Origin of the sequence: Paraburkholderia sp. IW21, assembly GCF_041321145.1 — a bacterium.
GTDB lineage: Bacteria > Pseudomonadota > Gammaproteobacteria > Burkholderiales > Burkholderiaceae > Paraburkholderia.
The window spans coordinates 405,149-422,902 of sequence record NZ_JBGGWA010000004.1 but is presented as its reverse complement, the minus strand read 5'-3'; the positions used below and the strand labels follow the sequence as shown (position 1 = coordinate 422,902).

The 17,754-nt window shown below is 62.2% G+C and carries 16 protein-coding genes; 5 read left to right on the top strand and 11 right to left on the bottom strand.

Annotated features, from left to right (window positions below; translation table 11 throughout):
• Positions 1 to 2: 2 nt before the first annotated feature.
• The 9 genes from hprK to kdsD form a co-directional block, all read right to left on the bottom strand.
• Positions 3 to 971 (bottom strand): HPr(Ser) kinase/phosphatase, encoded by a 969-nt coding sequence (gene hprK, locus ACAX43_RS12315; RefSeq protein ID WP_007179412.1) that lies wholly within the window; start codon positions 969 to 971, stop codon positions 3 to 5.
• Positions 972 to 1,097: 126 nt separating this feature from the next.
• On the bottom strand, positions 1,098 to 1,613 hold the full coding sequence (locus ACAX43_RS12310; RefSeq protein ID WP_370708670.1) for a PTS sugar transporter subunit IIA: 516 nt from the start codon (positions 1,611 to 1,613) through the stop codon (positions 1,098 to 1,100).
• Positions 1,614 to 1,903: 290 nt separating this feature from the next.
• Positions 1,904 to 2,260, bottom strand: coding sequence for a ribosome hibernation-promoting factor, HPF/YfiA family (hpf, locus tag ACAX43_RS12305; RefSeq protein WP_179735939.1), 357 nt, complete (start codon positions 2,258 to 2,260; stop codon positions 1,904 to 1,906).
• Between the two features lie 170 nt (positions 2,261 to 2,430).
• On the bottom strand, positions 2,431 to 3,948 hold the full coding sequence (locus tag ACAX43_RS12300; protein WP_370708669.1) for an RNA polymerase factor sigma-54: 1,518 nt from the start codon (positions 3,946 to 3,948) through the stop codon (positions 2,431 to 2,433).
• Between the two features lie 186 nt (positions 3,949 to 4,134).
• A complete protein-coding gene (gene lptB, locus ACAX43_RS12295; protein WP_370708668.1) occupies positions 4,135 to 4,920 on the bottom strand; it encodes an LPS export ABC transporter ATP-binding protein in 786 nt (261 codons plus the stop codon).
• On the bottom strand, positions 4,917 to 5,588 hold the full coding sequence (gene lptA / locus ACAX43_RS12290) for a lipopolysaccharide transport periplasmic protein LptA (protein WP_370708667.1): 672 nt from the start codon (positions 5,586 to 5,588) through the stop codon (positions 4,917 to 4,919). The genes lptB and lptA overlap by 4 nt, the downstream gene beginning before the upstream one ends.
• A 20-nt stretch (positions 5,589 to 5,608) precedes the next feature.
• Positions 5,609 to 6,217 carry an LPS export ABC transporter periplasmic protein LptC gene (gene lptC / locus ACAX43_RS12285; protein ID WP_370708666.1) on the bottom strand — a complete coding sequence of 203 codons (609 nt, stop codon included), beginning with the start codon at positions 6,215 to 6,217 and terminating at the stop codon, positions 5,609 to 5,611.
• Positions 6,214 to 6,774, bottom strand: a complete 561-nt coding sequence (locus tag ACAX43_RS12280) for a KdsC family phosphatase (protein ID WP_370708665.1) — start codon at positions 6,772 to 6,774, stop codon at positions 6,214 to 6,216. The genes lptC and ACAX43_RS12280 overlap by 4 nt, the downstream gene beginning before the upstream one ends.
• On the bottom strand, positions 6,774 to 7,757 hold the full coding sequence (gene kdsD, locus ACAX43_RS12275) for an arabinose 5-phosphate isomerase KdsD (protein ID WP_370708664.1): 984 nt from the start codon (positions 7,755 to 7,757) through the stop codon (positions 6,774 to 6,776). Before kdsD ends, ACAX43_RS12280 begins: the two co-directional genes overlap by 1 nt.
• A gap of 161 nt (positions 7,758 to 7,918) precedes the next feature.
• On the opposite strand from kdsD, the gene ACAX43_RS12270 reads away from it, so the two are divergent.
• The 5 genes from ACAX43_RS12270 to purU all read left to right on the top strand — a co-directional run bounded on the left by ACAX43_RS12270 (position 7,919) and on the right by purU (position 13,119).
• A complete protein-coding gene (locus ACAX43_RS12270) occupies positions 7,919 to 9,922 on the top strand; it encodes a cation:proton antiporter (protein ID WP_370708856.1) in 2,004 nt (667 codons plus the stop codon).
• 103 nt (positions 9,923 to 10,025) lie between these two features.
• On the top strand, positions 10,026 to 10,592 hold the full coding sequence (locus ACAX43_RS12265; protein ID WP_370708663.1) for an adenine phosphoribosyltransferase: 567 nt from the start codon (positions 10,026 to 10,028) through the stop codon (positions 10,590 to 10,592).
• Positions 10,593 to 10,637: 45 nt separating this feature from the next.
• A complete protein-coding gene (locus ACAX43_RS12260; protein WP_370708662.1) occupies positions 10,638 to 11,252 on the top strand; it encodes a LysE family translocator in 615 nt (204 codons plus the stop codon).
• 48 nt (positions 11,253 to 11,300) lie between these two features.
• A complete protein-coding gene (locus tag ACAX43_RS12255; protein ID WP_370708661.1) occupies positions 11,301 to 12,149 on the top strand; it encodes a DUF4743 domain-containing protein in 849 nt (282 codons plus the stop codon).
• Between the two features lie 100 nt (positions 12,150 to 12,249).
• Complete coding sequence (gene purU / locus ACAX43_RS12250; protein WP_370708660.1) at positions 12,250 to 13,119, top strand: formyltetrahydrofolate deformylase; 870 nt, start codon at positions 12,250 to 12,252, stop codon at positions 13,117 to 13,119.
• 302 nt (positions 13,120 to 13,421) lie between these two features.
• Here purU and ACAX43_RS12245 read toward each other — a convergent pair whose 3' ends face one another.
• A complete protein-coding gene (locus ACAX43_RS12245; RefSeq protein WP_370708659.1) occupies positions 13,422 to 14,507 on the bottom strand; it encodes an AI-2E family transporter in 1,086 nt (361 codons plus the stop codon).
• Positions 14,508 to 14,541: 34 nt separating this feature from the next.
• Positions 14,542 to 17,415, bottom strand: a complete 2,874-nt coding sequence (uvrA, locus tag ACAX43_RS12240; RefSeq protein WP_370708658.1) for an excinuclease ABC subunit UvrA — start codon at positions 17,413 to 17,415, stop codon at positions 14,542 to 14,544.
• Between the last annotated feature and the right edge of the window lie 339 nt (positions 17,416 to 17,754).

Genomic DNA, 17,754 nt, shown 5'->3' with positions numbered 1-17,754 from the left:
ACTTAGATCAACTTGCCGGGAAACTGGCTGTCCGGGTCTTGCATTGCCAGGCGCTGGCGATCCATGAAGTCGCGCAATGTATCGATGCCGCGCAGTTGCAGGATCGTATTGCGCACGGCCGCTTCGACCAGCACCGCGAGGTTGCGGCCCGCCGCCACCTGAATCGTGACTTTGCTGATCGGCAGGCCGAGTACGTCGACGGTTTGGCTTTCGAGCGGCAGCCGCTGGAACTCGCCGTCGGGACGGCGCACCAGTTGGACGATCAGCTTCAGTTTCATTTTGCGGCGCACTGCGGTTTCACCGAAAATCGTCTTGATGTCGAGCAGACCCAGGCCGCGCACTTCGAGTAGGTTTTGCAGCAGCGGCGGGCAGCGTCCTTCGACGAAGTCCGGACCGAGGCGCACGAAATCCACTGCGTCGTCGGCTACGAGGCCGTGGCCACGGCTAATCAGTTCCAGCCCGAGTTCGCTTTTGCCGAGACCGGAGTCGCCGGTGAGCAGGACGCCCATGCCGAGAATGTCGAGAAATACCCCATGCAGCGTGGCGCGTGGCGCGAGAATGCGCGACATGTAGAGGCGCAGGCTGTCGATCACTGCAGCGGCGGACATCGGCGTGGTGAAGAGCGGCGTGGACGAGCGTGTACAGCGCAGCACCAGTTCCGGCGGCGCGGCGACGCCGCCTGCCACGACCAGAAATGGCGGCTCCAATGCGATCAGCTCGGCCATGTGACGCGAGCGGTCTTCGTCGGTTTGGCGCTTGTAGTAGTCGATTTCGGCGTCGCCGAGCACCTGGATCCGGTTCGGGTGGATCAGGTTCAAGTGGCCGACGAGGTCGGCGCTCGACGTGGCATTGGCGACCGATTCCGAAGAAAAGCCGCGCTCCCAGCCTTCATGCCCCGTCAGCCAGCTCAGTTTCAGCGTGGCGGCGTTGTCGTCGAAAATGCTCTGGGCGTTGATGCTGGACGTATCCATGAGTCAGTGACTCCAGTGTGGGCCGCTTGCCAGGCAAGGGTGCGGCCGCGCTAACGCGGGCCGCCTACTTTGCCGGGCTGTAATCGCTGCGGGCGAATAACCGGCGTGCGGATAACCGCCGATGCATCAAGGTTGCCACTGAGTGAGCAGGCGATGCAACGATTCGCGGTCTTCTTCCGTATGCAGGCGCTCGCGGGCTTCGCGATCGGACAGCAACTGGGCGATTTCCGAAAGAATTTCGAGGTGCTGCTGAGTGGCCTGTTCGGGCACGAGCAGGAAGATCAGCAACGAGACCGGCTGGCCGTCGGGCGATTCGAAGGGGATGGGTTCGGCGAGGCGGACGAACGCGGCGAGCGGATGCTTCAAGCCTTTGATCCGGCCATGCGGAATTGCGACGCCTTCGCCGAGTCCTGTCGATCCGAGGCGCTCACGCGCGAACAGATTGTCAGTGACCGTGCTACGGGCGATGCCGTTCTGGTTCTCGAAGATCAGGCCCGCTTGCTCGAACACGCGCTTCTTGCTGGTGACCGATAGTCCGACGACGACGTTCTCGAGGGGAAGAAATTTGGCTAAACGATTCATGTTGACAGGCGAAAACGTGGCCTGGGTTCTCCTCGCTGGGGCGTTTGAGTGAAGTTCCATTCGTTTGATGCTCACGGCGACGTGCGTTGGAGTCCGAAAGCGCAGGATTCCGGCCGACCGACTTCCGCTTGAGCTAACTTGACCCCGATGGTAACCGGAACATTATAGAACAGGGTAGCCACCGATGGTGCGGCGCGCCAACGATGCGCTCTGGGTTTATTTGAAGAATCGATCCGCGCGGCGCCGGGGCGCGAGAAGGGTGCCGGGGAAACGAAAAACCGCCCGGTCTCGGGCGGTTTGGCTGGCTAAGGGCACCTGAAGGAAAATAAAGGAAAACCTTCTAATTTCCCTTATTGCGGCGGCACGTCCAGTTGCGGCGCCGGCTGGTACTTGATCGCATCGTGCTGATGGCCTTGCAGGCGATCTTTATGGCGTATCACTTGTCGGTCGAGCTTGTCGATCATCAGATCGATCGCAGCGTAGAGATCGCTGTCACAGCTCTCGACAAAGATGTCCTTGCCCTTGAGATGCAGGTTGATTTCAACCTTTTGCCGCTTTTCCTTTTCCTTGTGGTTGTCGACCGAGAGGACCACACTGCCGTCAATTACCTGATCAAAATGTCTTAGCACCCTATCCAGTTTGGTGATCACGTATTCGCGCAACGCAGGCGTTACTTCGAGGTGGTGTCCACTGATCTGCAGATTCATAGTGCTTCTCCAAGCTAATGGCCGCTTGTTCCGCACGATGACGAAGGTCCGGTCGATCTGTCGGCTTGCCTGAGTCGCCCCCCGGTGACTGACTTCTGGCAGGTCGCATCGGCCGGCCTGTCCGCCAACTGCGGAGCGGCCGGTAAATGCCCGCCACGGAAGGCGACGGGCTACAGAGACTTGCGCAGGTTGACTGCCGGAATCTTGAGCGCTTCGCGATACTTCGCAACGGTACGCCGTGCGACCACGAAGCCCTGTTCCGCCAGCAGTTCGGCTATGCGGCTGTCTGAAAGAGGAGATTTCGGGTTTTCCGCTCCTATCAGTTGCTTGATGAGCGCGCGAATCGCTGTGGAAGAGGCCGCGCCGCCCGTGTCGGTTGAAACGTGTGATCCGAAGAAGTACTTAAATTCAAGCGTCCCGAATGGGGTCAGCATGTATTTACCGGTTGTCACACGCGAGACAGTTGACTCGTGTAGGCCCAGCGTATCAGCAATTTCTCGCAAAACCAAGGGGCGCATGGCAATTTCGCCGTGCACAAAAAAGCTCTTCTGGCGCTCGACAATGGCTTGCGCCACCCGGAGGATGGTCTCGAAGCGTTGCTGGATATTCTTGATCAACCAGCGTGCTTCCTGCAGTTGCTGGCGCAACGATCCGCTACCCGGATCGCCCCGGTTATTGCGCAGAATATTCGCGTACAGGTGGTTGATGCGCAGCTTCGGCACCACTTCCGGATTCAGTTCCGCCTGCCAGCCCTGTGCTGTTTTGCGCACCATGATGTCGGGCACGACATAGTCCGCTTCCGCCTTGCCGTAGGCGGCGCCGGGAAATGGCTCGAGCGAGCGGATCAGAACATGCGCATCCCGCAAATCGTCGTCATTCGCCTTCAGGTGCTTGCGCAGACGCGTGAAATCGCGTGCCGCGAGCAGTTCCAGATGGTTGGCAACGATGTCGAGCGCAAGCGTGCGAGTAGGCGACTGTTCGAGCCGCAACAATTGTAGCTTGAGACATTCGGACGCGGAGCGTGCGCCAACCCCTGCCGGGTCGAAGCTATGCAGCAGCGCAAGCGCGGCATTCATTTCGTCGAGATCGACTTCGAGTTCTTCGGGCAGGTCGGCCAGTACTTCGTCGAGCGTGGCGGCAAGGTAACCGTCGTCGTCGAGCGATTCGATCAGGAAGGTGATCAGCGCGCGGTCGCGCTGGCCCGCCTGGGTGACCCGCAATTGCGCCATCAGATGATCGCGCAGCGAGGTGCTCGATTCGTGGATTTGCAAAGGCGGCAGATCGTCGTCGTCCGAGGCATTGCCGGAGCGGCCGTAGTCGCCGAGATCCCATTGCGACGCGTCGCCGTTGCTGTCGCCCGCGAGGCCGTTGTATTCGTCGACACCCTGTGGCTCGCCGTTCTCGGCGCGCTCGCTGCTGCTGGTGGACGAAGACGACATATTGCCGCCCATCTGGTCGGGCGGCGCGGAGGAATTGGGTGCCTGGGTGATCAGCGAGCCGTCGGACGCCACGCGCAAGGGGCTCGCGATCCAGTCGTCCTCGTTCTCGAGGAGCGGATTCTGCGAGATCGCCATTGCGACTTCCTGCTGCAGTTCGAGCGTGGACAGCTGAAGCAGCCGGATGGACTGCTGCAGTTGCGGGGTCAGCGCAAGATGCTGCGATAGGCGGAGTTGGAGGCTGGCTTTCATGGCAAGTTGAGATTCATTGTAAAGAGTTTGCCACGACCGCGATACATTGAGACATTCGCAATTACGCGTGCGCCCGTTTTCGGCGGCGCGGCGCGCGAGAGGGCTCCGGTCAAAAATGCTGATGTGCGGGTGCCGCAAAAGGGGCCGGCGGATGCGCGCTCGCACCGCCGGTCATCCCTTGTGCGCTTACATGCGGAAGTGCTCGCCCAGATAGACGCGCCGCACGCTTTCGTTTTCGATGATTTCGCTCGGCGCACCGGCGGCGAGCACGCTGCCGTCGCTGATGATGTAGGCGTGATCGCAGATGCCGAGGGTCTCGCGCACGTTGTGATCGGTGATGAGCACGCCAATATTGCGCTGCTTCAAAAATTTGACGATCTTCTGGATTTCCAGCACCGCGATCGGATCGACGCCCGCGAACGGTTCGTCGAGCAGAATGAAACTTGGATTGGTGGCCAACGCGCGTGCAATTTCTACCCGGCGACGCTCGCCGCCCGACAGCGACAGCGCCGGATTTTCCCGCAGATGAGCGATCTGCAGTTCGTCAAGCAAGGCTTCGGTGCGGTTCGTGATGGTGTCTTTGCTGAGCCGCTTGCCGTTGTCTTCGTGCTGCAATTCCAGCACCGCGCGAATGTTTTCCTCGACGCTGAGCTTGCGGAACACAGACGCTTCCTGCGGCAAATACGACAGGCCGAGCGAGGCGCGCTTGTGGATCGGCAGCAGGCTGATCGACTTGCCGTCCAGATCGATTTCGCCCGCGTCGAGCGGCACGAGGCCGACGATCATATAGAACGACGTGGTCTTGCCCGCGCCATTGGGGCCGAGCAGGCCGACCACTTCACCGCTTTTCACGTCGAGCGACACGTCTTTGACGACCGTGCGCGAGCCGTAACGCTTCTTCAGGTTACGGACCACCAGCGAACTGCTGGTGCCAGCCGGTTTGCGATTGGGGAGGGATGCGGAGGAGCTCACTGGTTTGGCGCTCCCTGGATCGTGGTGGACGGCGCGAGCGTGGCCGACGCGCCGTTCAGCGGCGCGGCGCCGCCGTTGCGCGGCGCCAGCATCGCGCGCACGCGGCCGGTCGGGTTGCCCGGGCCGGCGACGTCCTTGCCTGCCTTCGCGGTGTAGAAATCGTTCTCGCCGTCATAGGTGATGACGCTGCCGTGTACCTGGTCCATCACCGTCGAAAGGCCTTGCAGGCGCTTCACGGTGGCGTTGGTGGTGAGCGTGGTCAGATCCTGCCGGCCGTCGTAGTCGATGCGGATCGCCGTGCCTTCGATGTATTCATCCAGGCCTTCGCGCTTCTGGCGGAAATACGACAGATTGCCGCCGCTCGAGGTGCCGGTGGCGTACTGATAGCCCTGCGGGTCTTGCGTCACTTCGACGCGATCGGCCTTGATCACGATCGTGCCTTTGGTGGCGACCACGTGGCCGGTGAAGATGTTGACCTGTTTCAGGTCGTCGTAAGTCATGTTGTCCGCTTCGATGTTCAGCGGCTTGTCCTTGTCGGCACGGTCGGCGTGCGCAAGCGGCGCGAAGCCGACGAGCGGCAACGCGACGATTAGCGCAGCGAGTCCGGCGCGGCACGCGGACAGAGTGCGCGAGCGGCCGGTATCAAAACGGGGGAACGATTCGTTCATGCAGTCACGCCTGGAATGGATTACCCGGGTTGCTTGGGCGAGCTGACGGAGCCTTCGGACGCGGCGATCGCGCCCTTCACATTGCCGAACAGCTGTATCACCCGGGTGACGTTGTTGTAGTTCATGCCGCTGGCAGTCATCACCGACATGCCGCGCTGAAGTTTAACCCGCTTTTCGGTCTCGATCACATCGTCGTTGACCAGCACCCTAAAATGCTGCGAATCCGCTTGCATCTGCGGATCGCCGTTGCCGGCCGCGCGCAGGATGCGCGCGTTGTCGTACAGATCGACGATCGACGCGTCGCCATTCACCTTGCCGGTGTCGCCGGTCGCGGTGACGATCGGCTTGCCGGGCTGGAACGCGCGCATGGCCGGCTTGACCAGGTCGCTCAGCTCGTCGTCCTCGTAGTGGATCAGGGACTGGGCGGTCAGACGGTATTGCGTCGAGCCCGACTGATCGAGTTCGGAAACCGAGAAGTTGTCCGCGAAGTAGTCCGGCGTGTGCTGCTTGGGGCGCACCACGTCTTCGTTCTGCCGCGGCAATGTGGCTTGCAGCAGCCACCACGTAATACCGGCGAGCGCGGCCATCGCGACCAGCGGAATCAGTGAGGTCCAGCGAAACTGATTCATCCGACGAGGCCTCGCTGTTCGCCGCTACAGGCTGCCGCGAGCAGCGCGTCGTATTTATGCTGGGCGCGCAGCAGCGTATCGCAGACTTCGCGTGCCGCGCCGTGGCCGCCGCGCGCTTCACTGACCCAATGGGCGCGCGCGATCACTTCAGGATGCGAATTGGCCGGCGCCGCCGCGAAGCCGACCTTCAGCATCACGCCGAGGTCGACCCAGTCGTCGCCCATATAGCCGCATTCTTGCGCCGTCATGCCGGTTTGCTTGAGCAGGTCGGCGAACGCCTGGGGTTTGTCTTGCACGCCCTGATAGACGTGGGTGATATTCATTTCCTTGACCCGCGCCGCGACGATGCCCGACTGGCGCCCGGTGATGATCGCCGTTTCGATGCCGGCCTGGCGCAGCAGCTTCATGCCGTGACCGTCCATCGAGTTGAACGCCTTCATCGTGTCGCCTTCCGCCGTGAACAGCAGGCCGCCGTCGGTCAGCACGCCGTCGACGTCGAAAATCATCAGCTTGACGCGGCTGGCGCGTTCAGTGGCGCTCAGGGGGGTGACGGTCATCAGATCACCTTCTTCGAGAACAGGTCGTGCATGTTGAGTGCGCCGATCAGCTTGCCTGCTTCGTCGACGACCAGCATCTGATTGATCCGGTGGCGCTCCATCAGTTCCACGGCTTCGACAGCCAGTTGATCCGGACCGATGGTGCGCGGGCCTGCGGTCATCACCGAGGCGATCGACAGTTCGCGGAAGTCGCCGTCGCGTTCGAGCACGCGGCGCAAGTCGCCGTCCGTGAAGATGCCGGTCACGTGATCGTTGTGGTCGACGATCGCCGTCATGCCCATGCGTTTGGCGGTCAACTGGAACAACGCGTCGCGCACGGTCGCTTGCGGCGTCACTTTCGGGACCTGGTCGCCCGTGCGCATCACGTCGCGCACGTAGGTCAGCAGGCGCCGGCCGAGCGCGCCGCCCGGATGCGAGCGGGCGAAATCGTCCCGGCCGAAGCCACGCGCATCCAGCACCGCGACTGCGAGCGCATCGCCGAGCGCGAGCGCGGCGGTGGTGCTGGCGGTGGGGGCGAGATTCATCGGACAGGCTTCTTTCGACACGGCGGAATTCAGATGCACGTCGGCCAGTTGTGCGAGACTCGACGACGGACGTCCCGTCATCGCAATCAGCTTCGCGCCGATCCGCTTGATGAGCGGCAGGATCGCCACGAGTTCTTCGGTTTCACCGGAATTGGACAGCGCGAGAAACACGTCGTCCGCCGTGACCATGCCGAGGTCGCCATGGCTGGCTTCCGCGGGATGCACGAAGAAGGCGGGTGTGCCGGTGCTGGCGAGCGTAGCCGCGAGCTTGCGGGCCACATGGCCGGATTTGCCGATGCCGGAAACGACGACGCGCCCACGGCAGCCCAGGATGAAGTCGATCGCCCCGACGAAACCATCGTCGAGTTGATCGCGAAGCGCGCGCACGGCGTCCGCTTCGATGTCGAGCACGTCACGAGCGAGCGCGAGTGCCCGGTCGCCATTGATTTTCGCTATCATTCGCGGAGTATAGCAAAGGCGCTTGTTCGCCGCGCCGGGCCTGCTGTGCCAAGCCGCTGCTTTTATTGCTGTTTTTAACGGCCCCACAACCCGGTCGCACGGTGTTTTGCGTGCGCGGTTCCGCTGACGAACGAGGACGCTTTACCCATGCGTTTCCGCCGATGATTTCCCCGCTCGAAATGACGCTGTTCCTGCTGCTGGCATCAGTGGCGGGCGTGGTGATCTTTCGCTTTCTGAACCTGCCACCGATGCTCGGCTATCTGACGGTCGGCATCGTCGTCGGGCCGCACGCGTTCGGCCTGATTCCCGATTCAGCAGGCGCGCAGAACCTGGCTGAGTTCGGCGTCGTGTTCCTGATGTTTTCGATCGGGCTGGAGTTTTCGCTCTCCAAACTGCGCTCCATGCGCCGGCTCGTGTTCGGCCTCGGCCTGTTGCAGGTGATCGGGACGATCGCGGTCGCGGTCACGCTCGGCTTCGTGCTGGAGCGCTGGGTGCATATCACGTGGCAGGCGAGCGTGGCGCTGGGCGGCGCGCTGGCGATGTCGTCCACGGCCATCGTCAGCAAGATGCTGGCGGAGCGGCTCGAGATCGAAACCGAGCACGGCCGCAATATCTTCGGCGTGCTGCTGTTCCAGGATCTGGCGGTGGTGCCGCTGTTGATCGTCATCGCGGCGCTGGGCGGCAATTCGGAAGATCTCGTCAGCGCACTCGGGGTGGCGGCGATCAAGATCGTCGTGGCGTTGGCGCTATTGTTAATAGTGGGCCAGCGCTTCATGACGCGCTGGTTCAACGTGGTGGCGCGGCGCCGCTCGCAGGAACTGTTCATCCTCAATCTGCTGCTGGTCACGCTCGGCGCGGCGTTCATCACGGACAAATTCGGGCTGTCGCTCGCGCTCGGCGCGTTCATCGCCGGTATGTTGATCGCGGAAACGCCGTACCGCCATCAGGTGGAAGAGGACATCAAGCCGTTTCGCGACGTACTGCTGGGGCTCTTTTTCATCACGACGGGCATGCTGCTGAATCCGCGCGTGATCTGGGATCACCCGTTCATCGTGCTTGGCTTTCTGGTCGGGCCGATCCTGCTGAAGGCGGTGATGGTGACCGGACTCTCACGCCTGTTCGGTGCCTCGCCGGGCGTTGCGATGCGCACCGGTATCGGCCTCGCACAAGCCGGCGAGTTCGGCTTCGTGCTGCTGAATCTGATTCTCGACAAGCATCTCGTCGACGCCACGCTGCTGCAGGCGATTCTCGCGGCGATGCTGCTGTCGATGCTGGCCGCGCCGTTCATGATCCAGAACGCGGATCGTATCGTGCTGCGGCTGTCGTCGACTGAATGGATGATGCAGTCGTTGCAGATGACGCGCATCGCGACACAGAGCCTGAAGCAAAGCGGCCACGTGATCATTTGCGGTTACGGCCGGGCCGGCCAGAATCTGGCGCGCATGCTGGAGCATGAAGGTTTGTCTTATGTCGCTTTGGACCTTGACCCCGATCGCGTGCAGGCCGCCGCGGCGGCGGGTGAGTCGGTGGTGTTCGGCGATGCGGGGCGGCGCGAATCGCTGCTCGCCGCCGGTATCCATCGTGCTGCCACCATCGCGATCACTTACGCGAACACGCCTTCGGCCCTGCGCGTGCTGCATAACATTCATGAACTGGAACCGACGCTGCCGGTGATCGTTCGTACCGTCGACGACGCCGACCTGGAGAAGCTGCTGGCTGCCGGCGCGACCGAGGTGATTCCAGAAATCGTCGAGGGCAGCCTGATGCTGGCCTCGCACACGCTGGTACTGATGGGCGTGCCGATGCGGCGCGTGGTGCGGCGGGTCGAGGAGATGCGCGACGAGCGCTACGCGCTGTTGCGCGGCTATTTCCACGGCGCGGACGACGTGGAAGACGACGACGGCCCCGAACAGGTGCGGCTACAATCGGTGCCGGTCGACGAAAACTCGGACGCGGTGGGCCGAACGCTGGCGGAACTGGGCCTGTTCGATCTGGGCGTCGAAGTGACGGCGATTCGCCGGCACGGCATTCGCGGCGTCGAGCCGGATCCGTCCACCAAGCTGCGCGCGAGCGATATCGTGGTGTTGCGCGGTCTGCCCGAACAGCTGGCCGAAGCCGAAGAGCGGCTCTCGAAACATCGCCGCGCGGGCGCCGCTGCGGCCTAACGCGTACGGTCGGCGTTGCCGGCCGCGCCTGGCCGGCCGCGCCTAGCCGGCCGCGCCTGATTTAGCCTTTCATCGGACCTGTCGAGGTCCATCCGGAGACATCATGTCCAACGCGCTCGCGAGCGCGCCGCTCGATGCGGCCGACTACATCAAAAGCCACATCCGCACGGTGCCCGACTGGCCGCAGCCGGGTGTGCAGTTTCGCGACATCACGCCGCTCCTGCAGGAGCGGAAATCGCTGCGCGTGCTGATCGATCTGTTCGTCCTGCGTTATATCGACGCGAAGCTCGATTACATCGCCGGTCTGGATGCGCGCGGTTTCATCATTGGGCCGATCCTCGCGTACGAGTTGAACCTCGGCTTCATTCCGATCCGCAAGGAGGGCAAGCTGCCCTATAAGCGGGTCTCGCAATCCTACGAACTCGAATACGGCACCGCGACCGTCGAGATTCACGAGGACGCCTGCAAGCCCGGCGACCGTGTCGTGATCATCGACGATCTGATCGCGACCGGCGGCACGATGATGGCTGGCAAGATTCTGCTCGAGCGGCTCGGCGCGGTGGTGGTCGAAGGCGCGGCGATTATCGATTTGCCTGAGCTTGGCGGCTCGAAGCTGCTGCGCGACGGCGGCTTGCCGCTTTATACCGTGACTGGATTCGACGGCCATTGATCGCTGGATACGAACTTCTTCCTGCTTATATGGAAGGTAAGAACGATGCCTGACTTCCTGTTGTTTCTCGCTACCTCGATCGCCATCACGATGGCGCCCGGCCCTGACAATTTGCAAGTGCTGGCGCGCGGCATTTCACAGGGGCGCGCGGCGGGCCTCGTCGCCGCACTCGGCTTTGCCGCCGGCATCACGTTTCACACCACGCTGGCCGCGCTTGGGGTGGCCGCGTTGCTGCGCTCGTCGCCGGTTGCGTTTGAAGTGATCAAGCTGGCCGGCGCCGCCTATCTGGTCTGGATCGGCATCAAGGCGTTGCGCAGCCAGGGCCTCGCGACGGCGCACGAGCGCGCGCCGCAACCGTTGATGACGGTGTTTCGCCAGAGCGTGCTCGGTAATCTGTTGAACCCGAAGGTGACGCTGTTCTTCGTCGTGTTCCTGCCGCAGTTCGTACAGCCGCACGGCACGCAGAGCGTCACGGTGCAGATGCTCGAACTCGGCGTGCTGTTCATGCTGCAGACGGTGGTGGTGTTTTCGCTGTTCGGCGTGTGCGCGGGCATGATCGGCGGCTGGCTGAAGCGTCGGCCGCGCGTGGGCGTGTGGCTCGATCGGCTCGCTGGTGCGACGTTTATCGCGATCGGGATTCGCGTGGCCTTGCGTGATTGAAGCGCCTGACGATCATCCACTGCGACTGAAGAAAGGGTTGGAGCTTTAATGACTTTGCCTTGCATCACCGCCGCGCGCCGCTTCGATGTTCACGCGCATCTGCCGTTCTGGATCGACGCTGAGCAAGTCGGCTGGATTCGCTTCACCGATGTGCCGTTGCTCGCGCGCTGGTCCGATGTCTTCGAAATCGGCAGCGCCCGCGTGACGCTCGCGCCTGCCTTCAATACGGTCGATCTGCGCAGCGCGGCGCTCGGCTCCGTGATCGGCGCGCTGGCTGCAGAAGGCCGCATTCCCGGCTGGCGCAACGAGACTTACGCAATCCGCAATGCCTTCGATGCGCCGCCGCTTGCATACATTGAACGCGCGGCCTCGCGCTTCTTCGGCACGATGACCTACGCGGTGCATCTGAACGGCGTCGTAGAATACGTGGATGGCGCGCCGCAATTGTGGATCGCGCGCCGCAGCGACACCAAGGCAACCGATCCGGGCATGCTCGACAATGTCGTGGCAGGTGGGATCGGCTGGGGCTTCGGCATCGAGGCGACGATCATCAAGGAGTGCAGGGAAGAAGCCGGCATTCCCGAGGAGATTGCCGCGCGTGCCGTGACCGGCCGCACCGCGCATGTGCTGCAATCGTTGCCGGAAGGCACGCAGGCGGAACAGATCTTCATCTACGACCTCGCGCTGCCGGCCGATTTTGCGCCGCGCAATCAGGACGGCGAAGTGGGTGAACACCGGCTCGCGCGGATCGACGAAGTGGCGCGCTGGATCGAAGAAGGCGCGATGACGGTGGATGCGAGTCTCGCCACGTTGGATTGCCTGCTGCGCCGCCGCTGGATCGACGAAGACGCGTGTCCGGGCATCGAGACGGTGTTCGCACCGCCGGCGCTTGCATGAACGCGAGTCAGGCGCTTGTGCGACCGGTTCGCTGAAACACACTGCATCGAGCAATACAGACCGAACAAACCACGCACTGAAGAAGGGAGTCACCCAGGTCATGCCGACCGATCACAGCTTTATCCTCAAACTGTCGTGCGCCGACCGGCCCGGCATCGTCCACGCGGTTTCGGGCTTTCTGTTCGAGCGTGGCAGCAATATTCTCGACTCCGCGCAGTTCGGCGACAGCCGCACTGGCGAGTTCTTCATGCGGGTGCATTTCCAGCAGGTGGGTGGCGATCCGGGCCTGGAGGTGTTGCGTACGTCGTTCGCGACGCTCGCCGAGCAGTTTGGAATGCGCTGGGAGTTGCACGATGCGTCGGTGAAGCCGCGCGTCGTCATCATGGTGTCGAAGATCGGCCATTGCCTGAACGACTTGCTGTTCCGCTACCGCACGGGTCAGCTGGGTATCGAAATTCCGGCGATCATCTCGAACCATAAAGAGTTTTATCAACTCGCCGCCAGCTACGACATTCCGTTCCATCACTTCCCGCTGGTGGGCGGTACGCCCGGCGCGAAGGCCGCGCAGGAAGCGCGCGTGCTCGAAGTGATCGACGAACATCAAGCCGATCTGGTGGTGCTCGCGCGCTACATGCAGATTCTGTCGCCGCAGTTGTGCGAAGCCCTCGCGGGTCGCGCGATCAATATTCACCATTCGTTCCTGCCGAGCTTCAAGGGCGCGAAGCCGTATTACCAGGCGTTCGACCGCGGCGTGAAGCTGATCGGCGCGACCGCTCACTATGTGACGACGGATCTCGACGAAGGTCCGATCATCGAGCAGGAAGTGGAGCGGGTCGATCACAGCATGACGCCGGAGCAATTGACGGCGATCGGCCGTGACGTCGAATGCGTGACGCTCGCGCGCGCGGTGAAGTGGCACGTCGAGCATCGCGTCGTATTGAACGGTAGCAAAACGGTGGTGTTTCGCTAAAAGCAGTGGATGCGCTTGCGGTGGGCACTGAGGTGAAGCCATGGCCGCATGAACCTGCTGCAAGCGCGCACCGGCAGGCGGAAAAGAGTAGCTAACGACACATCACGGCGGTCGCGGTGTAAATGGGATTTATTCGCATTTTTTGCGAATCATGTTGCCTACTGCAAATTTTCAGCAAGGCGTGGGCTGTTCGAGGGGGCTTGCGTCGAACGTGCAGCTCGACATCCGAAGACGGCCGACGAAAAAAAACGGCACCGAAGTGCCGCTTGTCGCCTGCGTCCGCTTACGCGCCCGGCAGGCGCTCAAACCAGCCGCAGATAAATCAATTCCCGCTTGATATACGCATAGAAGATCGGCGCCGCGACCACGCCGGGAAGACCGAACGCCGCTTCCATCACGAGCATCGCGACCAGCAGTTCCCAGGCGCGCGCCTCGATCTGGCCGCCGACGATGCGCGCATTCAGGAAATACTCGAACTTGTGAATCAGAATGAGGAACACGAGCGACATCATCGCCGCCGGAAAGCTCACCGAGAGCGCCACGGCGACGATGATCGTATTCGAGATCAGGTTGCCGATCACCGGGAGCAAGCCGATGATGAACGTGACCAGCACAAGCGTTTTGGACAGTGGCAGCGTATCGTGAAAGATCGGCAGGATCACCAGCAGGAAGATGCCGGTGAAGACCGCATTGATCGCGGAAATCTTCACCTGCGCGAACACGATGCGGCGGAACGCGTCGGCGAACCGGCTGACGCGCGTGACGAATGCCGTGGACAGCGGCAGCCGTTGCATATGTTTCTGCGCCCCGACCGCGATGATCGCGCCGATGATCATGCCGATCAGGATGTGCGTGAAGCCGCGCGCCACGGTCTTGCCGCTTTGCTGCAGCATGTTCGCGTGCGTTTGCATCAGCTCGGTCGCCTTCACCTTCATCTGCTCGGTGTCGACCGGCAGATAGTTGGCGACGAATTGCGGAATGCGGCCGCGCGCCTGGTCGATCAACTGCATCGCCTGGTCAAGCAGCTTCTGCACGCTCGGCACGTCGTTCTCGAAGTGCTCGATGATGCCGAGCGTCAACCCCGTCAACGCGCCGACTATCACCACCGACAGGAACACCACCGCGAGCCAGCGCGCCCGCTGGCTCGACATATGCCGCTCGATGCGCGGCGCGATCGTGTGCACCAGCTGGAACACCAGCAGCCCGGCGAGCAACGCGCCGAGCAGCCTCAGTTCGATGACCGCCCACATTCCGAACAGCATCAGCATATAACTGCCGATTTCCACTGCCGACAGCTTCGGCAGGCTCATGTCGCTAGTCAGCCTGACCGGGCGTGGGCGTAAGTCTTGCACTTGCCCGTCGTCGCGCGCCTGATTCCGCTTGGCCATGGCTTATTCCGCCTCCCACCCGTGTTGTACCGCGTTACTTTTTACTGGCCGCGCGCTTCAGCAGAGGCGCCAGATACTTGCCCGTAAAACTCGCCTTCGACTTGGCAACCTGCTCCGGCGTACCTTGCGCAATGATCTGACCGCCGCCGGCTCCACCTTCCGGACCCAGATCGATGACCCAGTCGGCAGTCTTTATTACATCGAGATTATGCTCGATGATCACGACGGTATTACCCTGGTCTCGCAAACGATGAATGACTTCCAGCAGCAAGGCGATGTCGTGAAAGTGCAAACCGGTGGTCGGCTCGTCGAGGATGTACAGAGTGCGACCGGTATCGCGCTTGCTCAGTTCCAACGATAGTTTGACGCGCTGAGCCTCGCCACCGGAGAGGGTGGTGGCCGACTGGCCCAGCCGGATATAGCCCAGACCCACGTCCAGCAAGGTTCTCAGCTTGCGCGCGACGACCGGCACCGGCTTGAAGAACTCGTAGGCGTTTTCCACCGTCATGTCGAGCACGTCGCTGATGTTCTTGCCTTTGTACTGGACGTCGAGCGTTTCGCGGTTGTAGCGCTTGCCGTGGCAGACGTCGCAAGGAACGTACACGTCCGGCAAAAAGTGCATCTCCACCTTCAGCACGCCGTCGCCCTGGCAGGATTCGCAGCGGCCGCCCTTTACGTTGAACGAGAAGCGGCCCGCTTCGTAGCCGCGTTCCTTCGCCGCCGGCACGCCCGCGAACAGTTCGCGGATCGGCGTGAAGAGACCCGTGTACGTGGCCGGATTCGAGCGCGGCGTGCGGCCGATCGGCGACTGGTCGACATTGATGACCTTGTCGAAGTGCTCCAGACCTTCGATCGATTCGTAGGGCGCCGGCTCGGTAGACGAGCCGTACAGATGATGCGCGACTGCGTGGTAAAGCGTGTCGTTGATCAGCGTGGACTTGCCCGAGCCGGACACGCCGGTCACGCAGGTCAGCAGGCCCACCGGCAAGTCGAGCGAGACGTGCTGCAGATTGTTGCCGTATGCCTCGACGATCCGCAGACGCCGCTCGTCCGGCGCCTTGCGCTCGTCCGGGAATTCGATGTTGCGCGCGCCGGACATGTACTGCCCGGTCATCGAGGCAGCATTCGCCTCCACCTGCCTGGGCGTGCCTTCGGCGATCACCATGCCGCCGTGTTCGCCCGCGCCCGGTCCCATGTCGACCACATAGTCGGCCATGCGGATCATGTCTTCGTCGTGTTCGACGACGATCACCGAGTTGCCGAGATCACGCAGATGTTTGAGCGTGGCGATCAGGCGGTCGTTGTCGCGCTGATGCAAGCCGATGGACGGCTCGTCCAGCACGTACATCACGCCGGTCAAACCGGAACCGATCTGCGACGCGAGGCGAATCCGCTGTGCCTCGCCGCCCGACAGCGTTTCCGCACTGCGTTCGAGCGACAGGTAATCGAGCCCGACGTTATTCAGGAACATTAGCCGCGCGACGATTTCCTTGACGACCTTGTCGGCGATCTCGCGCTTCGAGCCTTCGAGCCGCAGCGTCTGAAAATAGCCGAGCGCGTCGCGCAACGGCCAGCCGCTGATTTCGAAGATGCCGCGTGCATCGCTGTCCGAGCCGATCCGCACGAAACGGGCTTCCCGGCGCAGCCGCGTACCGGCGCAAGCGGGGCATGGCTGGTTATTCTGATACTTGGCGAGTTCTTCGCGCACCGCGGCTGAATCGGTCTCACGGTAACGCCGTTCCAGATTCGGAATGATCCCTTCGAACACATGCTCGCGCACGGAAGTGCGGCCGCGCTCATTGATGTACGAGAACGGTATCTCCTGTTTCCCCGAACCTGACAGCAGGATCTTGCGGACTTTCTCGGGCAGGTCTTCGACGGCCGTGTCGATGTCGAATTCGTAGAACGCCGCGAGACTTTGCAGCATCTGGAAATAGAACTGGTTGCGCCGGTCCCAGCCCTTCACCGCACCCGCCGCCAAGGACAGCGAGGGATGCGCCACCACTCGCTTCGGATCGAAAAAGGTGATCTGGCCGAGGCCGTCGCATTCCGGGCACGCGCCCATCGGGTTGTTGAACGAGAAGAGGCGTGGCTCCAGTTCCTGCAGCGAATACGAGCAGATCGGGCAGGCGAACTTCGAGCTGAACAGCTTCTCCTTGTCGGTATCCATTTCGAGCGCGATCGCGCGGCCGTCGGCGAGACGCAGTGCCGTCTCGAACGATTCGGCGAGGCGCTGCTTCATATCGCCGCGGACTTTCAGACGGTCCACGACCACGTCGATCGTGTGCTTGTCGTTCTTTTTCAGCTTCGGCAGCGAGTCGACTTCATAGATCTTCGCGACGCCTTCATTGGCCGTGCCGCCGCCCGAGCGCACCCGAAAACGGATGAAGCCCTGCGCCTGCATTTCCTCGAACAGTTCGACGTGCTCGCCTTTACGGTTCGCCACTACCGGCGCGAGGATCATCAGCTTGGTCTCTTCCGGCAACGCGAGCGCGGCGTCGACCATCTGCGAGACGCTTTGTGCTTCCAGCGGAATTTCGTGGTCCGGACAGTAAGGCGTACCGACCCGCGCGAACAGCAGCCGCAGATAGTCGTGAATTTCGGTAACCGTGCCGACCGTGGAGCGCGGATTGTGCGAGGTCGCTTTCTGTTCAATCGAGATCGCAGGCGACAAGCCTTCGATCAGATCGACGTCCGGTTTCTCCATCAATTGCAGGAATTGACGGGCGTAAGCGGAGAGACTTTCGACGTAGCGCCGCTGTCCTTCCGCATAGAGCGTGTCGAACGCGAGCGACGATTTACCCGAGCCCGATAGGCCCGTAATCACGACGAGCTTGTGACGGGGGAGGTCGAGATTGACGTTCTTCAGGTTGTGGGTACGAGCCCCACGGATACGGATTTGTTCCACGCGTTATTCCAAGACTTGGCCCGTGACCTGGCGGAAAGAGGAAGAGGCTAAACCTGCTACTATAACGACTTTTCAAGACCGCCGTTACGGCTTCCTGACAGCCTGAACGGGCGCCGAGGCAAGCTGTAAGCAACGGTCCAGCGCTGCGGGGAAGAGGTCTAGCTGGGGCCATTTTCCGCGAGTACAAGACGCCGCGAAGTGCCAGGCGAGGGTGCAAAGGCCGCCGGCTCGAATGCCGCGCCGCATGCTTCCCGCCGTCCCGTGGTATGCCGCGCGGTTGTGGCCGCCCTGCTGGGTTGGCCGCCTGCGGTGTGTCGCTCAAGCTCATTCAAAGAACGC